The 23,469-nt window shown below is 63.2% G+C and carries 19 protein-coding genes and 1 pseudogene; 11 read left to right on the forward strand and 9 right to left on the reverse strand.

What is annotated here, in order from left to right:
- Positions 1-429: 429 nt before the first annotated feature.
- Complete coding sequence (locus tag RCH15_RS13370) at positions 430-2,265, forward strand: BCCT family transporter (RefSeq protein ID WP_409017427.1); 1,836 nt, start codon at positions 430-432, stop codon at positions 2,263-2,265.
- Between the two features lie 225 nt (positions 2,266-2,490).
- On the opposite strand, the gene RCH15_RS13375 is transcribed toward RCH15_RS13370, so the two are convergent.
- Entirely contained in the window at positions 2,491-3,423 is a 933-nt protein-coding gene (locus RCH15_RS13375) for a LysR family transcriptional regulator (RefSeq protein WP_326961151.1), read from the reverse strand.
- Between the two features lie 157 nt (positions 3,424-3,580).
- Between RCH15_RS13375 and RCH15_RS13380 the strand changes: the two genes are divergently transcribed.
- The 3 genes from RCH15_RS13380 to RCH15_RS13390 all read left to right on the forward strand — a co-directional run bounded on the left by RCH15_RS13380 (position 3,581) and on the right by RCH15_RS13390 (position 8,556).
- The gene (locus RCH15_RS13380) at positions 3,581-4,885 is read left to right on the forward strand and encodes an aromatic ring-hydroxylating oxygenase subunit alpha (RefSeq protein ID WP_326961152.1); all 1,305 of its coding nucleotides are present in this window, start codon (positions 3,581-3,583) and stop codon (positions 4,883-4,885) included.
- Positions 4,882-6,297: a ferredoxin reductase gene (locus RCH15_RS13385; protein WP_326961153.1), complete on the forward strand. Its 1,416-nt coding sequence runs from the start codon at positions 4,882-4,884 to the stop codon at positions 6,295-6,297. The genes RCH15_RS13380 and RCH15_RS13385 overlap by 4 nt, the downstream gene beginning before the upstream one ends.
- An 894-nt stretch (positions 6,298-7,191) precedes the next feature.
- Positions 7,192-8,556, forward strand: coding sequence for a DUF2252 domain-containing protein (locus RCH15_RS13390; RefSeq protein ID WP_326961154.1), 1,365 nt, complete (start codon positions 7,192-7,194; stop codon positions 8,554-8,556).
- 244 nt (positions 8,557-8,800) lie between these two features.
- Here RCH15_RS13390 and RCH15_RS13395 read toward each other — a convergent pair whose 3' ends face one another.
- Positions 8,801-9,511, reverse strand: a complete 711-nt coding sequence (locus RCH15_RS13395) for a DDE-type integrase/transposase/recombinase (RefSeq protein ID WP_326961155.1) — start codon at positions 9,509-9,511, stop codon at positions 8,801-8,803.
- A gap of 160 nt (positions 9,512-9,671) precedes the next feature.
- Positions 9,672-9,854: a hypothetical protein gene (locus tag RCH15_RS13400; protein ID WP_326961156.1), complete on the reverse strand. Its 183-nt coding sequence runs from the start codon at positions 9,852-9,854 to the stop codon at positions 9,672-9,674.
- Positions 9,855-10,365: 511 nt separating this feature from the next.
- Between RCH15_RS13400 and RCH15_RS13405 the strand changes: the two genes are divergently transcribed.
- The 3 genes from RCH15_RS13405 to RCH15_RS13420 all read left to right on the forward strand — a co-directional run bounded on the left by RCH15_RS13405 (position 10,366) and on the right by RCH15_RS13420 (position 14,823).
- Positions 10,366-12,138, forward strand: a complete 1,773-nt coding sequence (locus RCH15_RS13405) for a polysaccharide deacetylase family protein (protein ID WP_326961157.1) — start codon at positions 10,366-10,368, stop codon at positions 12,136-12,138.
- Between the two features lie 972 nt (positions 12,139-13,110).
- The gene (locus RCH15_RS13415; protein ID WP_326961158.1) at positions 13,111-13,872 is read left to right on the forward strand and encodes an alpha/beta fold hydrolase; all 762 of its coding nucleotides are present in this window, start codon (positions 13,111-13,113) and stop codon (positions 13,870-13,872) included.
- Between the two features lie 555 nt (positions 13,873-14,427).
- Positions 14,428-14,823: a hypothetical protein gene (locus RCH15_RS13420; protein ID WP_326961159.1), complete on the forward strand. Its 396-nt coding sequence runs from the start codon at positions 14,428-14,430 to the stop codon at positions 14,821-14,823.
- A 493-nt stretch (positions 14,824-15,316) separates the two neighbouring features.
- Here RCH15_RS13420 and RCH15_RS13425 read toward each other — a convergent pair.
- A pseudogene (locus RCH15_RS13425) lies at positions 15,317-16,017 on the reverse strand (recombinase family protein).
- A 243-nt stretch (positions 16,018-16,260) separates the two neighbouring features.
- Entirely contained in the window at positions 16,261-17,067 is an 807-nt protein-coding gene (locus tag RCH15_RS13435; RefSeq protein WP_326961161.1) for a CPBP family intramembrane glutamic endopeptidase, read from the reverse strand.
- A 554-nt stretch (positions 17,068-17,621) separates the two neighbouring features.
- Here RCH15_RS13435 and RCH15_RS13440 point away from each other — a divergent pair.
- From RCH15_RS13440 to RCH15_RS13455, 4 genes are all read left to right on the forward strand, one after another.
- Positions 17,622-18,518 carry a hypothetical protein gene (locus RCH15_RS13440; protein WP_326961162.1) on the forward strand — a complete coding sequence of 299 codons (897 nt, stop codon included), beginning with the start codon at positions 17,622-17,624 and terminating at the stop codon, positions 18,516-18,518.
- Positions 18,519-18,685: 167 nt separating this feature from the next.
- Entirely contained in the window at positions 18,686-19,177 is a 492-nt protein-coding gene (locus tag RCH15_RS13445) for a hypothetical protein (protein ID WP_326961163.1), read from the forward strand.
- 264 nt (positions 19,178-19,441) lie between these two features.
- Complete coding sequence (locus tag RCH15_RS13450) at positions 19,442-19,666, forward strand: hypothetical protein (protein WP_326961164.1); 225 nt, start codon at positions 19,442-19,444, stop codon at positions 19,664-19,666.
- Positions 19,667-19,753: 87 nt separating this feature from the next.
- On the forward strand, positions 19,754-20,032 hold the full coding sequence (locus tag RCH15_RS13455) for a hypothetical protein (RefSeq protein WP_326961165.1): 279 nt from the start codon (positions 19,754-19,756) through the stop codon (positions 20,030-20,032).
- An 884-nt stretch (positions 20,033-20,916) separates the two neighbouring features.
- Here the strand turns inward: RCH15_RS13455 and RCH15_RS13460 are convergent.
- The 4 genes from RCH15_RS13460 to RCH15_RS13475 all read right to left on the reverse strand — a co-directional run bounded on the left by RCH15_RS13460 (position 20,917) and on the right by RCH15_RS13475 (position 23,281).
- Complete coding sequence (locus RCH15_RS13460; RefSeq protein ID WP_326961166.1) at positions 20,917-22,113, reverse strand: NAD(P)/FAD-dependent oxidoreductase; 1,197 nt, start codon at positions 22,111-22,113, stop codon at positions 20,917-20,919.
- A gap of 364 nt (positions 22,114-22,477) precedes the next feature.
- Positions 22,478-22,702, reverse strand: a complete 225-nt coding sequence (locus tag RCH15_RS13465) for a YgaP-like transmembrane domain (RefSeq protein ID WP_326961167.1) — start codon at positions 22,700-22,702, stop codon at positions 22,478-22,480.
- Between the two features lie 37 nt (positions 22,703-22,739).
- The gene (locus tag RCH15_RS13470; RefSeq protein ID WP_326961168.1) at positions 22,740-22,991 is read right to left on the reverse strand and encodes a hypothetical protein; all 252 of its coding nucleotides are present in this window, start codon (positions 22,989-22,991) and stop codon (positions 22,740-22,742) included.
- 32 nt (positions 22,992-23,023) lie between these two features.
- Entirely contained in the window at positions 23,024-23,281 is a 258-nt protein-coding gene (locus RCH15_RS13475) for a metal-sensitive transcriptional regulator (RefSeq protein ID WP_326961169.1), read from the reverse strand.
- Positions 23,282-23,469 lie beyond the last annotated feature (188 nt).

Here is a 23,469-nt window from a genome sequence, read left to right on the forward strand (position 1 = left end):
ATGTAACTGATATATCTTTACTGGTCATTAATACATATCAGTACCATTTGGGCGAGAGTCATGTTTGACATTCCCCATGCCGCACCCCCGGCCAACTGCCGGTACGCACCCACGAAGTGCAAATCGTCGACGGCAACATCATGGTCATCGAATCGGACGAGGCCCCCAACCTTCCGCCCGGACTGACCCCCGAGGGCCATGTTTAACCGCAGGCCCATGCCTCACCGAGCAAAGGACCCGCTCATGGCTTTTAATAGTGACCTAAAGTCCCATACACCCGAGGAGTTGCCTGCCGACAACGGGTCGGCAGGGGCTCAGCGTAACGAAAAACCTGGAAATGCGGGGAGTAGTACAGCAGCTATAAGTGTCTCCGGCGAAGTAGACACAAACCCGGCTGTCCTCGATCCGGAGGAAGGAAGCGTACCCCCCTTGCCGGACGTCGAGTACGAGCAAATCCTCGAAGAGCTGCGGCATGCCAAGACCGAGCAAGCAGTTGCAGATCGCCGGAATCACAAGCTCACCCTCGACAAGATCACGTTCGGGATCACAGGCGTCATCGCAATTGCCTTTGTTATCTGGGGTTTCGTGGGACGCGACAGCCTGTCCGACACTTCCACGGGTGCCCTCAACTGGGTCATGGAGTACACCGGATGGCTCTTCATGCTCATGGCATCGCTCTTCGTGATCTTCGTGCTGTGGCTTGCCCTGGGCAAGTTCGGCAACATCCCGCTGGGCAAGGACGGCGAAAAGCCCGAATTCCGTACCGTCTCCTGGGTCGCGATGATGTTTGCCGCCGGCATGGGCATCGGCCTGATGTTCTACGGCGTGGCCGAACCGCTCTACCATTACGTCTCTCCCCCGCCCGGCACTGTGAACGGACGGACTCCCGAAGCCATCCAGACTGCCATGGCCACGTCGATCTTCCACTGGACCCTGCACCCCTGGGCCATGTATGCAGTTGTCGGCATCGCAATGGCCTACGGGACCTACCGCTTGGGGCGGAGGCAGCTGATCTCTGTCGCCTTCACGTCGCTCTTTGGTGTCAGGAGGGTCGAGGGGCCAGTCGGGAAGTTCATCAATATCCTGGCCATTTTCGCTACCTTGTTTGGTACCGCCGCATCGTTGGGCCTGGGCGCCCTGCAGATTGGCAGCGGCATGACCTCCAACGGTTGGTTCGGTGAAATCGGCACCCCCGTGCTCGTGGTGATCGTCGCCGTCCTGACCGTATGCTTCGTGGCTTCGGCTGTCTCTGGGATCAGCCGCGGCATCCAGTGGCTCTCCAACATCAACATGGTCCTGGCCGTCGTCCTTGCACTGATCGTCTTCATCGCCGGCCCCACCCTTTTCATCCTCAACCTAATCCCCTCGGCGGTCGGCGACTACGCCCGGGACTTGGCCGAGATGTCCTCCCGGACTGAAGCGGTCGGCGATGAGTCACTGCGTAGCTGGATGACCAGCTGGACTATCTTCTACTGGGCCTGGTGGGTCTCATGGACGCCTTTCGTAGGCCTCTTCATCGCCCGCATAAGCCGCGGCCGCACCATCCGCCAGTTCGTCACAGGTGTGCTGCTGGTGCCCAGCGTCGTCAGCGTTATCTGGTTTGCCATCTTCGGAGGCGCCGCCTTCCACGTCCAGCAGGAAGCCGACAAGGCCAACACTCCCGGCCTGGTTACCATGGTCAACGGGACACCGTCCGTCAACTTCGACGGAGCACTTTTCGACCTGATCAAAAACCTGAGCATGCCTGGCTGGGCTACCACTGCCGTTATCGTGCTGGCCATGGTTTTGGTCGCTATCTTCTTTATCACTGGCGCCGACGCTGCCTCCATCGTGATGGGATCGCTCAGCTCAAACGGCGCCGAGCACCCCCGCCGCGGAGTGGTCATCTTCTGGGGCTGCCTCACCGGCGCTGTGGCTGCGGTCATGCTGCTGGCCGGCGGCGATCAACCATCGGAAGCTTTAGCGGGCCTGCAACGCATCACCATCGTGGCAGCACTACCGTTCGTCATCGTCATGATGTTGCTCTGCTTTGCCCTCACCAAGGACCTGCGTCGCGATCCCCTCTCCTTGCGGCGTCGCCTGGCCACATCCGTAGTGGAGCGGGCCATACGCACTGGCGTGGAACAACACGGCGGCGTGCAGTTCGACCTTGTAACAAAGCACGAGTGCGCCGACAAGTGCCCCGACTCGGATTGTCTGAAAGGGACTCCCACGGAGAGCATCCCCACCGTCGAACGCCAGCGTCCGGATCTGGACGGGAAATAGCTGCGCACCTTGAGTAGCAACCCCGCCCCGGCGGCACGCGGCTGATTCCGGCCTGTGCCGCCGGGGCACACGCATGGCAAATAGCAATCCACCCCGGGGCCCGGACTGCAGGATCGCAAGATAGTCAGACCCCTTGGAACCGAAATGACGGGACTGGTCCGGCAGGGACGCGCAACGGACCACGTCCGCGAAGCCAGCATTTACACGCGTCCCAGCAATGTGATTTCAGAGATCGTCTTCGGGTCGGGCGGTGAGGATCCGATTGGCGCTGGCCTGCAGGATGCCGAGCGACTCCTGGATCAGGGGCGAAGCGATGCTGCCCCTGCGCACTGCTGCGACAATGCGGCGCACCGGCTTCCCCTTGCCAGTAATGCGCAGTCGTACCACGTTTTCGGCGCTGCGCAGGGGCGCCAGCCGCGGCAGCAGGCCCACGCCCAGCCCCGCACCAACGAAGGCGATCTGGGTTTCCCATTCAACGGCCTCATGGGCAATCCGCGGTGTCACCCCGACTGCCGTGAACGCCGCGATGAATAGGGAATGGTAGGTGGAGCCGGCGGCCTCGGTGATCCAGGGTTCCGACGCCAGCTCTTCGAGCGTCACCGTTTCCCGCGATGCCAACGGATGGTCGGAGGGAATGATCACGTCCAGGGGATCGTCGAGCAGAACGGTCTGCTCGAAGCGCGGATCGTCCTCAGCATAGGTGTCGGACTGCATGGCGACGATGACCGCGAGGTCGATTCGCTCGGCCACCAACAAGTCGAAGCAGCGGGCCGGGTTGGCCTCGAGTACTTGCACCTCCAGCAGGGGGCGTGTGGAGCGCAGGGTGGCGGCCAGCGGCGCGAGCAACTGGGCGGCTGCCGTGGAGAATCCGCCGAGGCCAAAACGGGACTGCACCTGGTCGCCGGCCTCCATGGCCGCGGCGCGCAGGCTCTCCCATTCCGCAATGAGCGTGTCCGAGCCCGCCACGAGAAAGCGGCCCGTGGCAGTCAGCCGCACACCCCGGCCGTCTTTCGTCAGCAGCTGCATTCCCAGCACGCGCTGGAGCTCCCGCAATTGCGCGGAGACGGCGGAGGGAGAATATCCCATGAGCTCCGCGGTTGCGCCAACGGTGCCGCACCGGGCAAGCACCCGAAGTGTGATGAGCCGTGGATCGATCATGCACCCATTGTGCACTATTATCTCCTAAATGTTGCGCTTTTGTTGCAGATCGATCGTCCCTAATCTCATGAGTACAAGGTTTCGACAACGCCGGTTGCGCCCCCGACCCGTGGTCCCCACGAACCGCACACTTACCCAGCCCTCTCGGAGGAAACACATGTCTGCTCCAGTGAACGTGCCCCTCAATTCACGCGGAAAACTCGCTTCGTCATTGCCTGCCGAGCAGCTGGCGGAAATCACCGAATTGTTCGATTTCCGGCGCGTGGGATATTCCCTCGATGCCCCCTTCTACACCGACCCGACGATTTTCAGCCTCGACATGCAGGCCATTTTTGGCCAGCACTGGATCTTTGCCGCCAGCATCGCCGAGCTCCCGGAGCCGGGCGATTACGTCACCGTCGACTACGGGCCCTACTCCCTGATCGTCCTGCGCAACGACGACGGCGGCGTGAACGTCCTGCACAACGTGTGCCGCCACCGCGGCGCTCGCGTGCTGACCGAACCCGCAGGGACAACGGGAAACCTGGTATGCGGCTATCACTCCTGGACCTACTCCCCCAACGGGGATTTGATCCATGCCTCGGCACCGGGGGAAACGAAGTTCGACAAGGGCTGCTTCGGCCTCAAGCGCGCCCACAGCCGCGTGTTCGCCGGACTCATCTTCGTCTGCATTGCGGACGAACCGCCGACGGATTTCGACGAAACCGGAAAGATCTTCGAGCCTTACCTCGCGCCCCACGATCTGTCGAAGACGAAAATCGCCTATCAGCAGAACATCATCGAGGAGGGCAACTGGAAGCTCGTCATGGAGAACAACCGTGAGTGCTACCACTGCGACGGCCACCCGGAACTCGCCTGTTCCCTCTTTCCCACCTGGGGCCTGACGGAGGGCTTGATTCCGCCCCATCTCGAAGAGGTGTGGGACCGCAATAAGGAAGCACAGTCCTCGCTCGAGGACCGTTGCCGCCGCTATGGCCTTCCCTATGAGGTCATCGAGGAGCTCGACACCCGCGTAGCGGGAATCCGCATCTCACGAGACTCGCTCGACGGTGACGGCGAATCGTTCTCGCCCGATGGGCACAGGCTCTCCAAGAAGCTGCTCGGCGACTTGCGGGACTTCCGCCTTGGCCGCTGCTCGATGCACCTGCAGCCCAACAGCTGGTTCCATTTCCTCGGTGACCACGTCATCACCTTCGCCGTCTTTCCCGTGAACGAACACCAGACACTGGTGCGCACCACCTGGCTGGTGGCTGACGACGCCGAGGAAGGCGTCGACTACGACCTGGAGAAACTGACCCACACCTGGAAGCAGACCAATCTGCAGGACAAGGCGTTCGTGGAGCTGTGCCAGAAGGGCGCCAGCAGCCCCGCTTACGAGCCCGGCCCGTACATGAAGAGCGAATACCAGGTCGAGGCGTTCATTAACTGGTATGTGCAGCGCGTACAGGAGCACTTGGCATGATTGAACTCCGCACCGTCACGGCAATTCAGGAACCACAACGCATTCGCGGTCTTGAGATGCCGTGGAACAGGGTGATGGGCAGCACCGAGGGACCCGCCGGTGCCGCCCGCGCGTTGGGTCCCTGGCATCCGCAGGAGTTCATGGCCGAATGTGTCGAGACCGTTCCCGAGGTGGGCGGCATGATGACCTTCGTGTTCCGCCGCTCCGACGGTGCGCCCCTGGCGTTCCGTCCTGGCCAGTACGTGAACATCGCCTTTCCCGTGAACGGGGAGGACCAGGACGCGGTGGACCGCAGCTACTCGCTGTCCAGCTCCCCCACCAAGCCATGGACCTTCGACATCACCGTCAAATGCGACCCCACGGGACTGGTCTCACCGTGGGTGCACGAGAACGTCAAACCCGGCACCGTCCTCGAGATGCTCGGACCGGTCGGGGCATTCCACCTGCCCGACGCGGACCGGCGGGCACGGTACCTCTTGCTGGCTGCCGGCGCAGGCATCACCCCCATCATGTCGATGTTGCGGACCATCCACTCCCTGCCCGGACAGGCTGATGTCGTGGTGCTGTACCACGGAGCGGAAGCCGGCGGCTTTGCCTTCCACCAGGAGTTGGCCTACATCGCCTCCGTGGACTCGCGCGTCAAGGTCTTCTACTCCCTGGGCGACCGCAGCAAACCCGAGGGGTGGGAAGGGCTCACCGGAAGGCTGACGGCGGCCATGCTCGACGAGGTGGCCCCCGATGCCAACGGCCGCCAGGTCTATGCCTGCGGCCCCGAGGGTTACCTGAACACCGCCACCGAGCTCCTTGAGAAGATCGGCGTCGACGACACCTCCATCCATATGGAATTCTTCTCAGGAGACCGCCAGACAATCCTTGAATACCAGGCGGAGCTCGCGCTTGCAGTGGACATTGCGGAGGAAATCGCCGAGGAAATCGCCGATTCCGCCGAGGACTACTACGAGAGCCAGCCCACCGCGTTCGGGCTCTACGAGCCCGGCTACGACACCGAGGGGACCCTGAAGGCCACGGGGCTGCCGCTGGAAACCGTCGACCCGGATGCGCCCCGTCCGGAAGCCCCCGACGGCAGTCCGGATGTCGGGCCGGAGGCCGGGTCCCCCGATGCCTCGAGCTTCGACACGGTCGGAACGGGACCTCTCACCCTGTCCTTCATGCGCACCGGCATCAATGTGCGCATCGACCCTGCTGAACACATCCTCGGGGTGGCCCAGCGTGCAGGCGTCAGGATCGGCGCGAACTGCAAGGAAGGCATGTGCGGCTCCTGCAAGGTCGTCAAGCTGTCCGGGGAGGTCGAGATGAACCATCAGGGCGGGATCAGGGCCCGCGAAATCGATGCAGGCAAGTTCCTGCCCTGCTGCTCCACCGCGCGGACCGATCTGGTGATCGACGCCTAGCAGCTACCAGTTGCATTCGGCCGGACAGCATCGGGGCCAGTTTTCACGGTTGGCCGTCCTGGTCTGTGGCGGGGTTGGGGTGGGAATGTCCGTGTAGGACAATTCGAAATCATCTGCCTTGGCTGATTGCTTCCTTACCCGGTGACCCAGCAATTTCCGCATGTTCGCCCAGCCGACGAGGGCGTGGTTGATGAACTCCCCGGCGTTACCGGTATCCAAACCGGTGAGCGGGAACGGCAGACGCTCCGCTGCGGATCGCCACGTTCTCCGTCCAGCCGGGAAACACGTCGGTGGCGATGAGCGTGCGAAGGAATCCCCCCGCCAGGGCAGGGCCGCAGTGCGCGACCAGATCCCGCCTCGAGGAACCCCGGAACCTGCTCGTGTTCCTCTCCGGCCCGGCGCACCGCGACGGCAGTGCGGAGCTCGCTGCCGTCGCAGTGCGCCGGCAGCCCCTTCGGCGCCATGCCCTCGCGGGTGGGCCGCAGCAACCGGTCGATCGTGGCCCCGGACACTCTGCCTCAGCTCCTCCGGGCCTCAGGGCTGAATCGGACATTCCGAAGCTCCCCGAGGGCCTCCAGCTTCGGCAGCCACAAGTCCGCGGCCGCCGCGAGATACTTGCCCGACGGCATGCCGGCCAGCCGCCAGACCCTGATCAAGGCCGTCAGCGTGTCGTATCCACAAGTCCGCGGACGGGCTTCCGCTTCACTTCCCGGACCGGAGTCTCACGTTTCAGGTCCCATCCACCATGGTCCCGGCAGCACCCGGAGCCGGGCCCGTTCCGCAAGCACTTCCCAAATGAGGCACTCACCCCATTTCGCGAGCACTATCCATAGCACCATCCATAAGTCTCGTCGGCCTGTTGCGGAACCGGGTGCGAGCGTCCAAAATGACCTCATGCCTGCCGAGTCCTCCTCCGCACCGGTTCGCGAAGAGCGGCCGTTGAGCCGTGCCGATGCGTATGCCCGCGGCCGCCAGCTGCGCGGGACCACGCCGCGTAGCGAACTGGCCGAGCGGAGCACGGTACCGCGCGACGCCGTCGCCCATATCCGCGAACAGAACGAAGACCGCGAACCGGAGCTCGTGCCCCTGCGCATGGAGCGTATGCTCGAGAACCCCTTCGCGTTCTACCGGGGAACGGCCGGGCTGATGGCCATGGACCTCGCCAGCGACCCGCACTCGGGGATCGTGGTCGCGGCATGCGGGGACGCCCACATCAGCAACTTCGGCTTTTATGCCTCCCCTGAACGCAAACTCGTCTTTGACCTCAACGACTTCGACGAGGCCGGCACGGCCCCGTGGGACTGGGACCTCAAACGGCTCGTCACGAGCGTGGTGGTCGGCGGAATTCACGCCGAGTACACCGAACGCGAGGTGCGCAAGGCAGCACAACGCACCGCACGGGCGTACCGCAGCGCACTGAGCACGATGCTGGAACGAAACCCTTACGAGCGCTACTACATGCACAGCAACATCAAATTCGCCCGCAGCCTCCTGAGCGCGGATGCCCAGAAGGTGCTGCACCACGCGATCAGGACGGCCAGGAAGCGCACCAACCAGCGGGCCGTGCGTCGCACCACGCAGATGGACCACGAAGGTCGCCTGCGTTTCGTTGAACAGCCTCCGGCTATGACGACTGCGCCCGTGCAGAAAAACGACGTGGTACCGCGCCTGTTCGCAGAATACCGCCGCACGGTCAGTCTCGATGTCCGAACCGTTCTGGCCCAGTACACCCCCACCGATCTGGCCCGCCGTGTGGTCGGCGTCGGGAGCGTTGGGACCCGTTGCTTCCTGCAGTTGCTGCAGTCCCCCGACGGGGATGCGCTGCTGCTCCAGGTGAAGGAGGCCGGGCAGTCAGTGTTGCAACGTTACGGCGGCATCCCGCTGCCGAGCAGCCGCGCGCAGGATGTGGCAGCACATGGTCAGGGTAGCCGCGTGGTCCAGCTCCAACGGGTGCTGCAGGCAGTGTCGGATCCGTTCCTCGGCCATCTGCAGACCGACGAACGCGACTACTACGTGCGCCAGTTCCATGACATGAAAGGATCGATCGACCTGGCGGGACTCGACTTTGTCCCGTTCCTCGACTACGTCCGCACGTGCGCACTCCTGCTTGCACGCGCCCACGCGCAAAGCCCCGCGGCAGGCCAGATCCTCGGCTACCTGGGCAAATCCGAGGCCGGCACCGAAGCTGTTGTCGACTGGTCGTTCAGCTACGCCCGGCAATCGCTGCTCGACTATGAGGCCTTTCGCGATGCGCCATGACCGTCAAGTGCGGACTGATCGCCCGCGTTCGTGACACACCGCCGGGGCGCACACGTCCCTCGCCGGGATGCTCCCGGACTGCCCCGGATTTCGTTGACTCTCTGACCTGCCCCAGGGAGCGGAGTCAAGCAAACCCGGGCAATCCCGTCATCGTGAACTCCAGGTGAGGTGTGTCAAGGATGTGAGACAGTCGCGCAGTTTCGTTTTGGTCAGGCGGCCGCGGGTAGCGGCTGCTGGTGGGTGGTCAATTTCGCCATTGCTCTCGCCGGCGGCAGGCCGGCGTTGTTGGTGTGGGACAGCCAGCGGTTGTAGAACACCTCGATGTAGCGCATGGTGGCCCGCCTGGCGTCCTGGGGGTGGCGAAGCTGTGGTGGTGGTAGAACTCGTTCTTCAGGGATGAGAAAGCCGACTCGGCGACGGCATTGTCCCAGCAGACCCCGGTGGCTCCCATCGACTGCCGGACCCCGGGAATACCGGTACAGACAGTTTCACTGTCACTATGGAAAACTGCATCCGGGGCCAGGTGTCTGCGGTCCCTCGCCATCGCCAGCGCACCCGTGACGAGGGATGCGCGCATGTGATCGGCCATGGCCCAGCCAACGACCATGCGGGTGCACAGGTCGATGACGGTGGCCAGATACAGCCAGCCCTCGCCGGTTCGCAGGCAGGTAATGTCCCCGACGAGCTTCGTACCGGGGGTGCCGGAGGTGAAATCCCTGCCGATGAGGTCAGCGAAGACCGGGTCCGAGTCCGAGTCCGAGTCCGAGTCCGAGTCCGAGTCCGAGTCCGAGTCCGAGGGGATGGTCGTGCGTTTGAACGCGCTCATCCGCTTGGCCGCCCAGCCGTTCTCGGCCATGATGGCAGCGACCGTCCCCACGGAAACCTCCACGCCGGTGGAGGCGAGTTTGGTGTGGACCATCCGGTGGCCGAGGATCCCGTCCGAGGAATCAAACATCGCCTCACCAGTCCGGTCAGCTCCCGGTGCCGGGCAGCCGTCGCTGATTCCTTCTGCTCCGGCCACCGATAGTACGAGGCCCGGGGAACGCCCAGCCGGGCGCACATCCAGGCCACCGGGAATTCGGCGTTCTTCTCCTGAACAAGCCGGTAGAGGTCTTCTACCGTTGTTCTTCGGCGAAGAACGCCGACACTTTCTTCAGGAAATCATTTTCCCGTTCGACTTCCCGCAGCCGGGCCTCCAACGCCTCGTATTTCGCGGGATCCACCGGATCATCAGGCCTCCCGCCGGGCCCGGACTCTCCATCCCGGTGCAGTTGCACCCACCGCTTCAGCGCGGTCACGGAGATCCCCAGCTCGGGCCACCGATGCTGGCGAACGGCTCGAGGAAACGACCAGGCTAACGGCATCGGCCTTGAACTCATCGGAATAGGTGGGACGGGAAGACATGGGCACAATCCTTTCAAACTGTGTCTCACATCAGTAGTACACCCCAGTCTCCGGCAAAGGAGGCGCCGCTTTGTTTGTTGGAACCAAATGCCCCGAACAATCTCTGATGGATATTTGCCATTGCATCTGACAGCATCGTGTGAATCCCGGGCGACCCACAAACTGTCGGTGGCAGTACTGAGATCCGTCGGTCAACATACTCGCAGCGGAAGTTCTCGTTCTGCGGCACCCTTGGCCCCCGGCTGATCTTCGAGCGGACCCCAACACGCGGCGACTGCGGCAGCGCCGCGGACGGTGGCGCTGGTGGTCGGATTGTTCGGGACTTATGGTCCTACCCGGGCACGCTCCTGGGGCGTAGCGTCTTAACCAAAGCTCGCATGTCTCGATCAGCACGAAGGGGTCACAATGCGCCGGTCTCGACCCGCCGTCCTCGGAATGGCCCTCGCCCTCGGCGGCGGCCTCGGGGGCACGGCTCTGGGGCCGCCCGCGGCCGCCGCATCAACGGTGGCTGCGCAGTGGAGCGTTCCGGCGTCGATGGCGGTCGAGCAGGCTGGCGACGACGCGATCGTCCAGCACTATCAGCAGCTCGGCGGCAGCGCATCGTTCCTCGGCACGCCAGTCGGCAGCGCGTACGACATCGCTGGGGGTCGCGCCCAGGACTACACCGCCGGCACGATCTACTGGAGCCCCAGCACCGGAGCGCACGAGGTGCACGGGGCGATCCGCGGACGCTATCTCGCGTTCGGCGGACCGGCCGGCTTTTTGGGCTTCCCGCTCACGGACGAGACAGGCACTCCAGGCGCCGCTGGTCGGTACAACGACTTCGCCGGAGGGTCGGTCTACTGGAGCCCCGGTACCGGAGCGCACGAGGTGCACGGGGCGATCCGCGGACGCTATCTCGCGTTCGGCGGACCGGCCGGCTTACTGGGTTTCCCGCTCACGGACGAGACCGGCACCCCGGGCGCCGCTGGTCGGTACAACGACTTCGCCGGAGGGTCGGTCTACTGGAGCCCCGGCACCGGAGCGCACGAGGTGCACGGGGGGATCCGCGGACGCTATCTCGCGTTCGGCGGACCGGCCGGCTTACTGGGTTTCCCGCTCACGGACGAGACCGCCACTCCGGGCGCCGCTGGTCGGTACAACGACTTCGCCGGAGGGTCGGTCTACTGGAGCCCCGGCACCGGAGCGCACGAGGTGCACGGGGCGATCCTCGGACGCTATGTGGAGGTCGGCGGGCCGGCCGGCTTACTGGGTTTCCCGCTCACGGACGAGACCGGCACCCCCGACGGGGTCGGCCGGTACAACCACTTCAGCGGCACGAACGGCGGCTCGTCGATCTACTGGTCGCCCGCCACGGGAGCCCACGAGGTGTACGGAGCCATCCGAGCCCAGTGGGTGGCCCTCGGTTGGGAGCGCAGCCGGCTCGGCTACCCGACCAGCGGCGAGTACGGCATTACGGGTGGGCGCCGCAACGACTTCCAGCACGGTTCGATCCTGTGGCACGCGGCCAGCGGCAGGACCGAGGTCATCTACACCAGCGTCCCATCGACGCTCCTGGGCGTGGACCTCGCGCGCATTCCGACCACGCAGAAGGTTGTCGCGCTCACGTTCGACGCCGGCGCCAACGACGCCGCCCTCCGATCGATCCTCGCCACCCTCGCAGCCAACGGCGTCCCAGGCACATTTTTTCTCACCGGAGACTGGGTCAACAAATTCCCCTCCGACCCGGCGTTGATCTACAACGCGGGGAATCGGATTGGCAATCACTCCATGACCCACCCAGACTTCACGACCCTGGCCGACGCCCAGATCGCGACCGAGATCAGCAGCGCGCAGAGGACCATCAGGGCCGCTGGAGGCGACCCGCTCCCGTTCTTCCGCTTCCCCTTCGGCGCGCGCGATTCCCGCACGATCGCAGACGTTAACGCCGCCGGTTACGCGGCGATCCGGTGGACCGTTGACACCCTGGGCTGGCAAGGCACCATGAACGGAACGCGCGGCCCGAGCTTCATCGTCCAGCGCGTCATGGCTTCCGCGCAGCCCGGGGAGATCGTCCTGATGCACCTCGGCTCGAACCCCGATGACGGCTCAACGCTCGACGCCGCGGCCCTCCCACAGGTGATCTCCCAGCTCCGGGCGGCAGGCTACGGCTTCGTCACCCTCGACGCCGCCCTATGATCCTTCATCTGGTCATTCCACCGATGATCAGGTTACTGTCCGCCGAGCAGACAGATAAAACACTGCGCGGCCATAGCCATTCCAGCAGGGGTTCCCGGCCAGTACGACGATCGGAAGGGTCCTGACTCATGAATTTCCCGCTTCCCAGCAGAATATTTTCGCGGGTACTCGCCGTCCTGCTGATCTTCAATGCGGTGTCGTCCAAGCACCCGTGAAACCGCTCTATGACTTCCCCGACTCCGCGCACGCACCGCAGGTCCAGGAGGCGGAACGGCTCGCCCGGTTGATGACCAGGGCGGTCCTACCAGGAGGCCCACAAGCTGGTCCCGCTCAAAGATGTCATTGATGAGATGCTCCTGGCTGACCTGAACGTTCCGCTGAGCAACGCCATACCGCCCAGCGGAATTTTGATCGCCTGGTCGACGAGCATCAGGCCGTGATCTCGTACTCCGCCGTCCGCCAGTACGTGAAGGCCCGCAGAACTACTATCGCTGTCGAGTCGGGGAACGCACCGGTGGAGGTCTTCGTGCCTCAGAAACACGCGCCCCGGGGCCGAAGCTGAGGTCGATTTCGGTGATGTGTGGGTGGACTTGGCCGGGGTCCGAAACCGGTGTTACATGTGCGCTTTCCGGCTCTCGAACTCGGGAAAATCCGTCCATCGCGCGTACCTGACCTGCGCGCAGGAGGCATTTCTGGAAGACCATATCGAGGCGTTCAACGCTTCTTTGCATGGCATGCCTTTCAAGACACAGAAGTTTCGAGGCACCGAGTCGGATCATAAAAAGAAATTGGCCGAGGCGCGCGGACCGGAACGGGAGCCCGATTGTGAGAATCGCACTGTCGTTCGATCCTAGTGGGCGGGAACCGGGCACCTGGGCGGGGAGCACCCTCAGGGCGTTGACAACCTACCGTGACGCCGTTAGCTTTCCTGTTACGAAGTCGTCTTCGTGATCTCGGATCGGGAGTGCCGTCTTGGCTGTTGAACCCCTTGCTTACCTCGATACCGGCGGGGACTTTCCCGCCATCGTCTTCATTCACGGGATGACCTTCTCCAAGGAGACCTGGGACCCGATCATTTACCGGATCCAAGACCGGTTCCGCTGTTTGGCCATCGACCTGCCCGGGCATGGCGGATCCCTCGGGTCAGGTGCCGACCCGCACGACGTGGTCGCGCGACTGCATGCCACGATCGCTGACAGCGGGGTGGTTCGGCCTGTTATTGTCGGGCATTCGGCCGGCGCCCTCCACGCCACCGCTTATGCCGCGTTCCATGAAAGCGCCGGAGTGCTCAACGTTGATCAGAGCACACGTGTCGCGCCCTTCGCCGGTTTCTTACAGCAGCTGGCGCCGGCTCTCCGCGGACCGGACTTCGCGGACGCTTTCGCACCCTTCGCGGCCAGCATCGGGATTGAAAGACTCCCCGAGCCAGAGCAAGGGCGGGTGCTCACTACACAACGAATTGACCAGCAGCTGGTCCTCGATTATTGGTCCAAGCCCCTGAGCGATACCCCCACCGACCTTCAGTCCGGTATCGACATGGTCCTGGACCGCGTCACGGCGCCTTACCTTTGGCTTGCCGGGGGACCAGTCGAAGCGGCAGACCGTGAACACCTCCTGGCGCATGTTCCTCAGGCGCGCATCGAAACCTGGTCCAACATGGGACACATGGCACACCTTGCCGAACCCGACAAATTCGCCGCCCGCGTCTCCCGATTCCTTATCGACTCAGAATGAACCGAAACCCTGCAAGTACGGACCCCAGTGCCTTGCGCCCCCTGTGCTGATGGACTCGTTCCATATCGTCCGTCCCACCAGTGATCCCCTGGACAGGTGAAGGCAGCAGATGAGTGGAAACAGCAGCAAGGGTTTAGGACTTGCCGCCGCTGATAAGTGCGACCCTCGCGGGTGGGAACTCGCCCGCGAAACTGCCCAGAACATACGCGGGCCCCGAACGCCACGCTTCAGGTCGTCTCTCAATCCTAGGAATACATGACGCTTCGTCGATCCAGCGATTGCAACGGAGGCAGTCGTCGAATTGTCGCGGCATCGGCGAGTTCGTCCGCACGCAGCGAGTCCCGTAACGATGTCTCGAATCCTTCCGGTGGAGCCGGTGAACACACCGTTAGTTACGAGACCGATCGCGCGACCTACATCACAACTGATTTGTTATGCAAGCGTTTCGACATTCATGCAGGCGGACCTTCTGGCCACAGGCGGGTAACGTCCCTGTAATCTTGGGGTTTCGTGCCCATTAAATGGCGCAACTTAGGTGAAGATTGGGGACTTCAAATGGACCATCTTGTCGACTATAAGACGGCCAGCAATGCGCCGGCGGTACTTCGCGCATCAACCTACTTCTGGCTGGCCAGCGCGCTCGTATCCGGAATCATACCGACCATTGTGATGTTCGTGCGGCCGCCGGACCCCATCCTGTTCGGGGTCGGCTTGGGGCTGATTCTCCTTTTGACAGCCCTGCAAATCTGGGCTGCCTTCAGGCTTCTGCGAGGCGAACACTGGGCCAGGTTCGTTCTGTCCATCGTGGCTATTTTGTCCCTAACGGGCGCCTTCAGTGCCGCACTAAATCCCTTGGTCGCAACCGGGTTGGTCCTAACTCTTGCCGGTACGGTGCTGATGTGGCTGCCGGCATCCCGCACGCATGTCCGACGCATCTCAACCGTCCTCTAGGAAACCATTGCTGGGCGACCCACCGACCTGATCTCGGTCTTCATCCCGGAAGGTATGTGCCGATGCGGGCGGCGAGCCCTTGAGGGTCAGCGCATGAGACGAGCACTGCGTGACTCCCGGACTGAATGCGCACGGATGGTCCGCCGACGAGCTAGCCGGTGTCTCCGCAGGGGTGGATGCGCAAGCCCATGCCTCGGACGACTCCCGTGGTGGGCCCGGCAGAGATGGCAGTTATCTCCCGGCACGGGATGGTGGTTGAGAACAGACCGGCCACCCGCATCGACAGCTCGGTTTCGTCGAGTCGAATCCAGGCGCTCATCGTCATGGCAGCGACGAAAAACCCTGCCCTTAGCACCGCCAGTCCGGGCAGGTCCAAGCAACCAACAAAACCGACACAGCTGCAATGCCAACAGCAACCAGCACGACGCGGTACCGCAAGGGCATAAATGTCCGGAACTCCACAGGATCCGGCTCTTCCCCCCGTATCATCTCCTCATCGCCAGAAACCTGACCTGGGTGGACAGCTGCGATGACGGCAGCTCGCATATTCTGACTGTCCCGGATGTCGTCCACCCACCCATGCCAAAAGCGACGGTCTTGACATTATGTCTCTCGACTCGCATCTCCTTCTCAGATACCGGTACATGGTGGCGCGGCTGGCCCCGATGATCTTTCCGATATCGGCCGGCTTGAGCCCCCGCGCCTTCAGCTCATGCGCGCGCTCTACGTTTTCACGGTCAGCGGTGACCTCCCGGCGGCCTGCCTTTCGGCCGGCGGCAGCTGCTGCGGCCATGCCGGCCCTGGTGCGTTCGGAGAGCTGGTCTCGTTCAAGCTGGGCAAAGGCAGAAATGATGGTGACCAAGGCCTGGGCGGTCGCTCCCCCGACCTCACTGTCTGGGTCAGTGGCGATGCCGTCCCGCAACGAGCGGAAGTTGATGCCGCGGGACTTGAAGTCATCGAGCAGCTCCAGCAGGTGGCGAGTGTTGCGCCCGAGCCGGTCCAGCTTCCACACAAGACCTCATCACCGCGGCCCAGGCGATCCAACATCCGGTCCAGCTCCGGACGCTTGATCCTGGTCCCGCTGACCCCGTGGTCTGTGTAGATACGGTCGCACCCGGCCGCGTCGAGTTCGCGACGCTGCAAATCGGTGTTCTGGTCCGCCAAGCTGACCCGCGCATAACCAAGACGCGCCATCGCACTCCCCCAGTCTTATCAAAGGATTAGTTTCATTGATCCTGAGAAAATCAAAGTGCGACACATTGTGGCACCGCCGATCAGTATCACCAATCGATCGCAGAAAGCCGCCAAATAGCGACCAGGTTCGAACTTGGCCCCGCACCGCTTCCATCCGTCTCAGCTAGGAATCGTAATAGAGACGCTGGGTGAGCGGGCCGGCTGCTTGCCCGTTCTATAACGTCAGTGAGCGCGTGAGCAGGGTTAGGCGACAGCGGGTGTGTGCCTGTCACGTCGTCCAACGACAACCAGGGCGATGACACCAAACGCTGGAACCACGATCAGGAGGATAAGACCAATGAGAGCGGATGTCGTGGTGGGGGGTGCTGCGGGGAGAAACAAAGAAGTGTCCCACATCCCGTGGGCGACCATAGCCACGATCAGGACCCCGGTTATCCTGCGGAAGGAATACAGGATGATGCCTGCACAGGTAGCGGAAAGGACCTGGCTCAGGACGGCAGGCAACGGGGAGCCGGTGATGATGTTGGTGAGGTGGAACAAACCAAAAGCAATGGACGTCCCCACCGCGACGGTCGCCTCGCTGCGGCCTTCAGCCCGCATTCCGCGAAGGAGGATTCCGCGGAAAAGCGTTTCTTCGCAAAAGCCGACCAAGACACCCGTGATCAGAATCGGAAGCACGATCGATGCCTCCAACCCGCCCCAATTCACGAACACGAGATGCACAACTATGCCCACACTGAACAGGGCTGTCGCGAGCTTGAGGATTACCGGGACAGAAAGCCGCTGACGGTCCCTGAAGACTCCATCCCACCGGGCCCACGCGAGGAACGCGATCAGAAACACGGCCCCGAGCACCAGGGGAAGTACGGCGGTCCGCCATACATTGGACGCCGTCGCGAACCACTCAGTGTAGGGAATACCCGAACTTGCAGCCGTGACGGTAAAGATCCCAGAGTAGCCCAAGGCCACCAAAAGCCCCACCCCTGTAGAGGGCGGGATCCGATTGACTTTACGGCGGTGCGTGGACGTAGGACCTGAGGCTTTGGACATGGCTGATCTTTCCCGAATGTGCCACGCCTCTCCGTGGCGGTTGCGGGCAATTTATCTTTAAAACGACGCGGCCCACAAGAGCTTTTCTACCTCATGTAAAAAATGGGGCACCCAGCGAACCAACCACGATCGAAAATCGGCTGTACCGTCCGCAGCGCCCCTGACATGTCCGCCGCGCAGACAGGTGTCTCGAAAATGATCGATATCTTTAGTCGCCTTCAGGCTGTCCGTCATGTAGTTCACGGGGGTTTGGGCTCTGGATGCTTCGTTGTGGATGGGTTAGCGTCTTGTCCGTCCACGAGGCAGCTGACGGGAGTGGCTGCCTGCTGGCACTGATCCTGCATCCGGGGACGGCCTCGCGATTTCCATCACGGACAGGCCCAGGGACACTCGCATTCGTCGGACTGGACATTTAGGACCATCGCCGGGGCGGGAGGCCCGGCCTCAAAGTCCAGGTCTTCGCCGTTGCGGTGGGCGCCGTAGGCTGGGCTGCACTTCCGCAAACGAATCTGCTTTTGCGGTCCGTGTATGCGAACTGAGAGAGAGTGTGCTGCGTGAGCGCCGCTTCGTCACCCATTCCCCCTGCCGCCCCTGCCCTCGCTGCGCCTGACGCAGCACCCCGGGCCCGGTCGATGCGGGGGCTCGTTCTCCTGGCCATCGGCTCGGTCCTGGCCCTGTGCGGGGTGGCCCTGCTCGCCGTCATCATTGTCGGCACCGCGACGCTGCAGACAGAGGCGCTGGCCCGTGTCGCCAACCGCACGGTCACCTATCGGGCGGAGTTCGGGTTCGTCGATCGCAAGCTGTCGGGGCTCTCGGCCCTCATCGCCGGGCCCGGCATTCTGCTGCTGACGGCCATGTGCTTCCTCATCCCCGGATATCTGCGCCGGCGCGGCACGATGCACGGACTGCCCACCAGCGGCCTGCGCGGCGGGTCCGTCCTCGCGATTTACCGGCCGCTCGCACTCTGGGCGCACGGCCTCTGGAGCCTCGTTCCGCTGGCCGCCTGGGGGCTGCTGATCCTGGTTCCGCTGCGCAGCATGGCTGGTGGCGGATGGCCGGCCGGTCTCCGCGAAGAGAACTCGACCGCCGTGTGGCTGGCCCTCGGCTTCTACGGGGCGGTCGCCAGCGGCCTGTTCGCGGTGATCGTCACCTCCCTCATCAAGAAGGCGTACTTTCTCTCCTGGCTCCGGCGACACCATGAAACACGGGTGGACGAAGGGAACGGGGCGTTCTGGCGCTGGGTGTGCTTCACGTGGCGTTTTGACCTCTGGCTTGCTGGATTCGGCGGGGCGCTGGTCGGGGTGTGCTGGATTGGTCTGGAATTCGACGGTCAGCAGTTCGTCATGGTCACCTCGCTAACCGGACTGGCGATGCTCCTGGGCGGAATTCTTATGAGCCTCAATTACTGGCGGGCCGGCAGGCCCCTCGGTACCGCGCTATCCAACGCATGATCACGGTCCCGTGGCTAGGCTGTGGAGCCGCCCTCGCGGCGGTCACCGCGCTGGCGGTCCTGATGGCCATCACCGGGTGCAGCAGTCTGTGGCGCTCCGACGCACCACCGGCTGATCCAAAATGGAAATACTCCGATGCGAGGAAGGTTCTCGCTGAAGTTCCCGGCGTGAACAAAACCCACCTGACCAGCGGACCCGTCGGCCTCCCGAACCAGATCGAATTAAGCACCGGTCTCCAACTGGTGGACGGATACCCCGTGGAGCTGGTACCCAAACTGGTGGACTACGTCCTTGCCCTTGCCTGGTCGGTTCCGGTCGAAAAACCCACCACCACGGTCTCGATCACGTTTATGGCGGGAGAGAAAAGCGTAGACCTCCTGCCGGCGGCGCTTGCCCTCGGATGGCCCGAGTACACCGGACCGAAGCTTTCACTGTCGCCCAGAGACCTCGCAGCCCGCTACGGCCCCTGGCCAGGCGACAGGCCGGCTCTTCCAGCAGAGCTCGCCGCCTACGTCCCCCCGCCACCAGCGCCAACAACACCCACCCCCACCGTCGGTGCGCCGCTACAGGACGGAAGTCTGAAAATCCCCGCAGCGACTCCGGATCGCGCGGAAGAGCTGTTCAAAAAGATCATTGTCTTCATTCCGGAAGGGCATTGACTAGGTCAGTTCAAGCGCTGATACCAGAATGCTGCGTCTCTGGGGCTTAGAGACGGAAGGGCCGGCACGCAATGAACTGCTCCGTAAAAAGTTGGCCAAGTGGTTTCAGGTCGGCAGCTCAAAGAATCTGGGAGAGGGGCCCTCGGGCACGTTCCGCGCTCCGGCGCCTTTGTCTGCGTGGGTTCTGACGCCGAATTTCTGGTAGTCAGGGTCGGTAATGCGTTTGGTGATTTCCTTTCACAAGCCATGCTTAGACTGATGCGTGTGAGTAAATCAAACAAAAGAAGGAAATCCCGCCCGCGGACAGGTCGTCTGGGTTCGCCGGGATCCAAAGCGAGCCAAAAAAGCCCCAAGTTCGGGGCATACCGTTTCAGCGATGAATTCATCAATAGAGGCACAACCATCCTTTGCGTTTCGATGGTCGGAATGATCGGCGGTGGTTTCCTTCTTGGTTACGTGAGCGACAACTTTGAAGGTGAGATGCGGTAAATCTTCAGTATCGTTGGCCTGACCGTCGCCATCGCTGGGATCACGCTGCCTCTCCTCATCGCAGGCATCCTCGGTGGTGAGGCCATTATGAGGGGCGCAGGCGTCCTGGGATTCTTGCTCGTCATGGGCCTGTTTGCCTGCGCCGTCGGTGGCAGCGATGGTAGCAAGGAGCTGCTCGGACCTGCATGGGCCCCTTGGGCGTTTTGGGGCGGCATCGCCGCCATGGTCATCGGCGGGGCGGGCTTCTGGATAGTGGGTTGGATCGCTAAAGTGCCGATGTGGATCCAGGGCCCGGAACTCGGATCGCCGCGGGCGTACGTGCGCGGGCCGGATGACAAAAGCACCCGGCACCAGCCCGGCGCATAGCTCCCACCTACCCGAGTACCCGTACCGAAGTGCGTCCAGCCCCGCAGGGGTTCCAGAGGTGGCGAATACCCGTACCCGGCTGTGCCCCTGCAGTAGAGTGAGCAGCACGGCCACACTGAAGCTGCTTTTGCGCTTCGTCTATGCCGACTGAGAGTGAATGTGCCGAGTGAGCGCCACTTCGTCGCCCCACCCGCTGGCCGCCCTCACAGCGGTCACCGCGCTGGCGATCCTGATGGCTCTCACCGGGTGCAGCAGTCTATGGCGCACGGACTCGCCGCCCGCCGATCCAACTTGGAAATACCAGGGCTGGCCGAATCCGGACCCGCAGTTCTGTCCGACAACAACGCTTCCCGAACCGCGGTCCTCTACGTGGACCTGGATGATTTCAAAGTTATCAACATGCTGCCCCCCGCAGTCCTGCAACCCACACACCCGGAACATCAGATCAGAGGCGGCAGTGTGCACAATGTGCACATGAAAAAGGAACCAAAAAGCCCCTGAACAGGGAAAACACGTGCCCGAGGTGGGACTCGAACCGGGTTCCAGCCATTGCAACACTGAACTCCCGCCGAAACATACGGAATCCGGCCCAGTCCGGCACCGGTACGGCCCAGTCCGTAACCCCAAAGTGTGGACACTGTCCACACCCCACTTCTCCCACGAGAGGCCTCCCCCAAAAAGGCCGCACCCCGGAAGGCCACGCGCTTGGTTTTGACCCCGGCAACGTTCTCCTGGGCCACGTAACCTCTGCCGGCGCGCTTACCAATGCCGGTGGTGTTCACATTGATGATGCCCTCCCATCCAGCCTGGCCCACGGCCGCGCCATCCGGCGTATCCGCCGCCGGGCCACGCGCGCTGTCTTCAGGGCCAATGCCTCACGAGCCTCAGGCGCGGCCCTTGAGGATCAGGTTCCAGTACATAAACGGCAGTCCGTAGCGCTTGAGCAGCCACATGTCGCTGCGTTCCTTGGTGGTGTCGATGAAGGGGATGCTGGGGGCGGGCTGGAGGCTGTAATCGAACTCGGCCAGCAGCATCTTTCCCCGCGCCGTGGTCAGGGGACAAGAAGCGTACCCTCCGTATTGCGCCGAGGGGGTGGCGCCGTCGAGGGCGGCCAGCAGGTTCTCCACCAGCACAGGTGCCTGCTTGCGGATCGCCGCGCCGGTTTTCGAATTCGGCGTGGACCCGGCGTCGCCCAGGGCAAAAATTTCCGGGTAACGCTTGTGCCGCATGGTGTGTTTATCGACGTCCACGTAGCCTGCGGGGTTGGCCGGATCAGCCAGTGGCGTGTGCTTGAGCCAGTCCGGGGCCGACTGCGGCGGCACAACGTGGAGCAAGTCGTAGTGCAGTGATTCCTGTTTGTCCGCCTTGTTGTCCGTGATCACTACTGTGCCAGCTGCCGAGTCCACCTCGGTCATCTCGCTGTTGAAGCGGACTTCGATGCCGTATTTGTCAACCACTCGTTCGAGCTCATCGGCGAACACCTTGACCCCGAACATGCCCGGCGTGGGCAGGACCATGACGACCCGGATGTTGTCCAGCACCCCCTGCTTGCGCCAGTAGTCGGCAGCCAGGTACGCGATTTTCTGCGGGGCGCCGGCGCACTTGATCGGACCTGAAGGTTGAGTAAACACGGCCGTCCCGGACTTTAGGTTGCGGACCATGTCCCAGGTCTTCGGCGCCAGGTCGAACCGGTAGTTACTGGACGCCGCTGGAGATTCCATGGCTTCGGCCATGCCGGGAATCTTGTCCCAGTCCAACTGGATTCCGGGACAGACGACCAGATAGTCGTACGTGACGGAACCGCCGGACGAAAGTGCGACACTGCGGCTCTCCGGATCAATGTCCGTCGCAGCGTCCTTGATCCAGGCAACACCCTGGGGCATGACGGATGCCTGCGGACGAACCGTCTCCTCCTGGCTGGCGACGCCTCCGCCGACCAGAGTCCACAACGGCTGGTAATAGTGCTGCTCGCTCGGCTCAATCAGACCAATATCGGTCCGCCCTGCATTGCGGAGCCGGGCCGCAACACTCAGCCCCGCGTTGCCGCCGCCGATAATCAGAATCTCGTGGTGCATAGTCATTGGTAAGGCGCCTCTCTAGGAATCGAGCGTCGCATCAGCGCCGACGCCGGGAATACGGGTTGTGACCGGGCCGCGAATCCTGCGTGGCCGGCAGTGGGGGGCTTCTTCGCTTCCGCGACCGGACCCACGCCGTCTCCGCACAATCCGAACATGTGGTAACTATCACAGTATACCCCCAGGGGTATTTTGGCGATCCCGCCAGCAGCTTCAAGCACCACGTAGGCTGACTCGAGCCCTGACTGCCCAGGCATCCCGGGCAGTCGTAATTGCCGACGTCGACTCATTCGCCTGGAGCGCAAAGGTGCCTTCGCCTGGTGCGCAAAGGTGCCGCTTTCTTCGTGCCCGGCACCTGCATTGAACAACGCTAGGGGCTGGTGCGCTTCGGCCTGCCCCACAGGTCGGCATGGAACACCGGGGCCAGCAGACAAAAGTTGAACACTCCAGCCGTGATCATGACTCCGCCGAGGACCGTCAGCAGGACGCCACCTGGTCGGGGGGCGTCCGAAATTCCTGCCGCAGCCAGACCCAGACCAGCTGCTACCCGCAAGACCCTGCCGGCCGTGCCGCGCATAAAGGCTACGAATTCCATGATTGTTCTCCGTTTCTCGGGTAAAACTTACTGCGCGTTAGACGCCGGCTGGGGCGCCGCTGAGTGTGTGCAGGGCGGCCCGGAGGCGGGCATCGGCGTCGTTGGCGACGTCGCGGACGGCCGGACTGTCGCCGAGCGTCCCCACGGCCCGGATCAATGGCCTGTGGATGGCCATGCCGGCCGCGCCTTTGCCACGGCGGACAACGAAGCAGCAGGGCAGCGGCGAACGGGTGCGCTGCACAGCCTCGTCCCACGCCAGCGGGACGGTGACGGTAATCGTGTAGGCCATGGCAGCTCCTGCGCGGTTGGTGGCGGCGTGCCTCAGGCGAGGGAGAGGAAGAGTTTCTCCAGGTCCTTGGTGTCCATGCTTGAATCCCCGCGGACCAGGCATTGTTCAAGGCCGCTGGCGATGATGGCGAACCCGGCCCGGTCCAGAGCCTTCGAGACCGCGGCGAGCTGGGTGACGATGTCCTTGCAGTCCGTCCCCTCCTCCAGCATGCGCGTGACCCCGGCGAGCTGTCCCTGGGCGCGCTTAAGACGGTTAATGATCGGGGTGAGTTCTGTCGAATCAAGTTCCATGGCGGACTCCAAAAGTGGTGGGTACTTTGCTAATCCTATACCCGGGAGGGTATAACGGCCAGTGGCGGCAAGCCTGAATCCAGGCCAGCCCCGACCACTTGCAACATACCCCCCAGGGTATTAGGGTTGGTGGTGGAGACAACGGAGGATCCGCTCCCGGAAACCCCCACCGCCCAACGAAAGAGAGC

Source organism: Arthrobacter sp. MP_M4 (assembly GCF_035984855.1).
Taxonomy (GTDB): domain Bacteria; phylum Actinomycetota; class Actinomycetes; order Actinomycetales; family Micrococcaceae; genus Arthrobacter.